General features: G+C 62.7%; 3 protein-coding genes. All 3 read left to right on the top strand.

Annotated features, from left to right (window positions below):
• Positions 1-1,083 (top strand): glycine cleavage system aminomethyltransferase GcvT (gene gcvT / locus AC2FJE_RS23350; protein ID WP_496758750.1); only part of this gene is annotated, 1,083 nt, incomplete at its 5' end.
• Positions 1,084-1,101: 18 nt separating this feature from the next.
• On the top strand, positions 1,102-1,467 hold the full coding sequence (gcvH, locus tag AC2FJE_RS23355; RefSeq protein WP_058271403.1) for a glycine cleavage system protein GcvH: 366 nt from the start codon (positions 1,102-1,104) through the stop codon (positions 1,465-1,467).
• Positions 1,468-1,579: 112 nt separating this feature from the next.
• Positions 1,580-4,435, top strand: a complete 2,856-nt coding sequence (gene gcvP / locus AC2FJE_RS23360; protein ID WP_496758752.1) for an aminomethyl-transferring glycine dehydrogenase — start codon at positions 1,580-1,582, stop codon at positions 4,433-4,435.

Consider the following 4,435-nt stretch of genomic DNA (forward strand, 5'->3'; position numbering starts at 1 on the left):
AAACGCACCCCATTGCATTCTTTGCACGTTGAGTTGGGGGGTAAGTTGGTTGATTTTGCTGGGTGGGAGATGCCTGTTCAGTATCCTTTGGGGATAATGGGGGAGCATAAGCAGTGCCGTGAGAAGGCGGCGTTGTTTGATGTGTCTCATATGGGTCAGGTGATCCTGCGCGGTGAGAATGTGGGTGAGAAGCTGGAAGCTCTGTGCCCGCAGGCCTACGCGACCCTGAAGCCGGGCAAGGCGCGGTACGGGTTCTTTACCAACGCGGATGGCGGGATCATGGACGATTTGATCGTGTCGAATGCAGGGGATTACTATTTCGTGGTGGTGAACGCAGCGCTGCGCCATCAGGACATTCCGCATATGCGCGAACACCTTGACGGCGTCGAAGTGATCGAGATCTTCGACCGCGCGCTGGTGGCGGTGCAAGGCCCTGCGGCGGAAAACGTGGTTGGGGATCTGTGCCCTGCCGCCCGCGACCTGAAGTTCATGGAAACCACTGAGGCCCCGATCAACGGTGTCGAGTGCCGCATCTCGCGGCTGGGCTACACCGGCGAGGACGGGTATGAGATCTCGATCCCCGAGGACAAGGCGATCGAAGTTTCGAAAGCCTTCCTAGCGCATGAGGATTGCGAAGCGGCCGGTCTGGGCGCGCGCGACAGCCTGCGGCTGGAGGCGGGTCTGTGCCTCTATGGCAATGACATCGACCAGAGCACCTCGCCGATTGAGGCCAGCCTCGGCTGGGCGATCCAGAAGCGCCGCAAGGAAGAAGGCGGCTTTCCGGGCGCAGACCGCGTGCAGAAGGAACTGGCCGAAGGCCCTGCTAAAAAGCTGGTTGGCATCAAGCCCGATGGCCGCGCTCCAGCGCGTCAGGGCGTGGAAATCCAGTGCGCCGAGGGCAATACGATCGGTCAGATCACCTCGGGCGTATTTGGCCCCACGGTCGGCGGACCGGTGGCGATGGGCTATGTTTCCAAGGGCCACGGTGAGCCGGGCGAGACGGTGAACCTGATCATCCGGGGCAAGCCGCAGCCGGCGCAGATCGTGGCGCTGCCCTTCGTCAAACAGAATTACAAGCGTTGAAGTCAGGAGAGAGACAACATGGCAACCTATTATTCCGAAGAGCATGAATGGCTGACCGTCGAAGGCGACACGGCCACTCTGGGCATCACCAAGCACGCGGCTGAACAGCTGGGCGACGTGGTGTTCGTGGAGCAGCAGGAAGCAGGCGATGAGTTTGAAAAAGGCGGCGAGATCGGCGTGATCGAATCCGTCAAGGCCGCCTCCGAGCTGTATGCCCCGGTCGATGGCGAGATCACGGAAGTGAACGAAGCGCTGGCCGACAACCCCGGCGCGCTGAACGAAGATCCCGAGGGTGAGGCCTGGATCTACAAGATCAAGATCGCGGATGCCGCGCAGCTGGAGGATCTGATGGATCTGGACGGCTACAAGGCCCTGATCGGGTAAACCCAAACGGCGGGTCCTTTCGCGGATCCGCCCCTTCATCTGGCTAAAAATATCCCCGCCGGAGGCTCCTGCCAGAGCGGCCGGGCGAGACATTCCCTGAGGAGCATGACCTATGGCCTTCAAACTGACTGATTACGAAGCCTATGACTTCGCCAACCGCCGCCATATCGGGCCCAGCCCGACGGAAATGCGCGACATGCTCAAGGTGATTGGCTTCAAGACGCTGGACCAGCTGATCGACGCCACCGTCCCGCCTGCGATCCGGCAGAAAGAGCCGCTGGACTGGGGTCCGGCGATGACCGAACGCGATGCGCTCTTTTACATGAAAGAGGTGGCGAGCAAGAACAAGGTTCTGACCTCGCTGATCGGTCAGGGCTATTACGGCACCACCACGCCGGCGCCGATCCTGCGCAACATCCTGGAAAACCCGGCCTGGTACACCGCCTACACGCCCTATCAGCCCGAGATCAGCCAGGGCCGGCTTGAGGCGCTGCTGAACTTCCAGACCATGGTCAGCGACCTGACCGGGCTGGACGTGGCCAACGCCTCGCTCCTGGACGAAGCCACAGCCGCAGCCGAAGCGATGGCGATGGCCAAGCGCGGCGGGCGGTCAAAGGCCAACAACGCGGCCTTCTTCGTCGACAAGAACTGCCACCCGCAGACCATCGCGGTGATCAAAACGCGTGCTGAGCCTCTGGGCATCGACGTGCAGGTGGCCGACCCGGACACGCTGGACGCAGGGTCGGTCTTTGGCGCGATCTTCCAGTATCCCGGCACCCACGGCCATGTGCGCGACTTCACGAACGAGATCGCCGCCCTGCACGAACATAAAGCCATCGCCATTGTTGCTGCCGACATCCTGTCGCTGGCGCTGCTGAAGTCACCAGGTGAGATGGGCGCGGATATTGCCATCGGCTCGACCCAGCGCTTTGGCGTGCCGATGGGCTATGGCGGTCCGCACGCTGCTTACATGGCGACCAGTGACAAGCTGAAGCGGTCGATGCCCGGCCGGATCATCGGCGTGTCGATCGACGCGCGCGGCAACAAGGCTTACCGCCTGGCCCTGCAGACCCGCGAGCAACACATTCGCCGCGAGAAAGCCAACTCGAACGTCTGCACCGCGCAGGCGCTGCTGGCCGTCATTGCCTCGATGTATGCCGTGTATCACGGCCCCGACGGCATCAAGGCCATCGCACAATCGGTGCACCGCAAGACCTCGCGTCTGGCCGCTGGCCTGGAGGAGGCGGGCTTTGCCGTCGAGCCGGAGGTGTTCTTTGACACCATCACGGTTGAGGTCGGCCACCTGCAGAATGTCGTCATGGAGGCCGCCGTGGCCCGCGGTGTGAACCTGCGCAAAGTCGGCGACACGAAAGTGGGTATCAGCCTGGACGAACAGACCCGCCCCGAGACCATCGAGGCCGTCTGGGGTGCCTTTGGTATCGATCGCAAGGATGACAGCTCGAACAAGCTCTATCGCCTGCCCGATTATGCGCTGCGCGAAAGCGCCTACCTGACCCACGAGATCTTCCACAAGAACCGGGCCGAGGCCGAGATCACGCGCTATATGCGCCGTCTGGCCGACCGCGACCTGGCGCTGGACCGGGCAATGATCCCGCTGGGGTCCTGCACCATGAAGCTGAACGCCACGATCGAGATGATCCCGGTCACCTGGCCCGAGTTCGGCAATCTGCACCCGTTCTGCCCCGAAGATCAGGCGCAGGGCTATCATGAGATGATTGATGATCTGAACGACAAGCTGTGCCAGATCACCGGCTATGACGCGATCAGCCAGCAGCCCAACTCGGGTGCGCAGGGCGAGTACGCAGGCCTGCTGACCATCCGCAACTATCACGCCGCGCGGGGTGAGGCGCACCGCAATGTCTGCCTGATCCCGACCTCGGCGCATGGCACCAACCCGGCCTCGGCGCAGATGGTGGGCTATCAGGTTGTGCCGGTGCAAGCCGATGACAAGGGCAACATCGACCTGAATGACTTCCGCGCCAAGGCGGAAAAGCATTCGGACCATCTGGCCGCCTGCATGATCACCTACCCCTCGACCCATGGCGTGTTCGAGACCACCGTGCAGGAGGTCTGCCAGATCACCCATGATCACGGCGGTCAGGTCTATATCGACGGCGCCAACATGAACGCCATGGTCGGTCTCTCGCGTCCGGGTGACATTGGCGGTGACGTCAGCCACCTGAACCTGCACAAGACCTTCTGCATCCCGCATGGCGGTGGTGGCCCCGGCATGGGCCCGATCGGCGTCAAGGCGCATCTGGAGGAACACCTGCCGGGTCACCCGGAATACGGCACCGCCGTGGGCCCGGTCTCGGCCGCGCCCTTCGGCTCGCCCTCGATCCTGCCGGTCAGCTGGGCCTATGTGCTGCTGATGGGCGGCGCCGGTCTGACGCAGGCCACGAAAGTGGCAATCCTGAACGCCAACTACATCGCGGCACGCCTGCAGGATGCCTATCCGATCCTTTACACCTCGGACACGGGCCGGGTGGCGCATGAATGCATCCTCGACACCCGACCCTTGGACGAGGCGGCACAGGTCAGCGTCGACGACATCGCCAAGCGTCTGGTTGATTCCGGCTTCCACGCGCCCACCATGTCCTGGCCGGTGGCCGGCACCCTGATGGTCGAGCCCACGGAATCTGAACCCAAGGATGAGCTGGACCGCTTCTGCGACGCCATGCTGTCCATCCGGGCCGAAGCGCAGGACATCATCGACGGCAAGATCGACGCGGAGAACAACCCGCTGAAAAACGCCCCCCACACGGTGCGCGATCTGGTCGGCGACTGGGACCGGCCCTACAGCCGCGAACAGGCCTGCTTCCCCCCAGGCTCCATGGGCGTCGACAAATACTGGTCCCCCGTAAACCGCGTCGACAACGCATATGGCGACAGAAACCTAATCTGCACATGCCCCCCAATGGACGCTTACGAAGAAGCCGCTGAGTAA

The organism is Ruegeria sp. CDSC002, assembly GCF_059610905.1.

Bases quoted from the DNA above. Each gene is read 5' to 3' on its own strand.
- gcvP (WP_496758752.1), top strand. From the start codon at position 1,580: ATGGCCTTCAAACTGACTGATTACGAAGCCTATGACTTCGCCAACCGC.
- gcvH (WP_058271403.1), top strand. From the start codon at position 1,102: ATGGCAACCTATTATTCCGAAGAGCATGAATGGCTGACCGTCGAAGGC.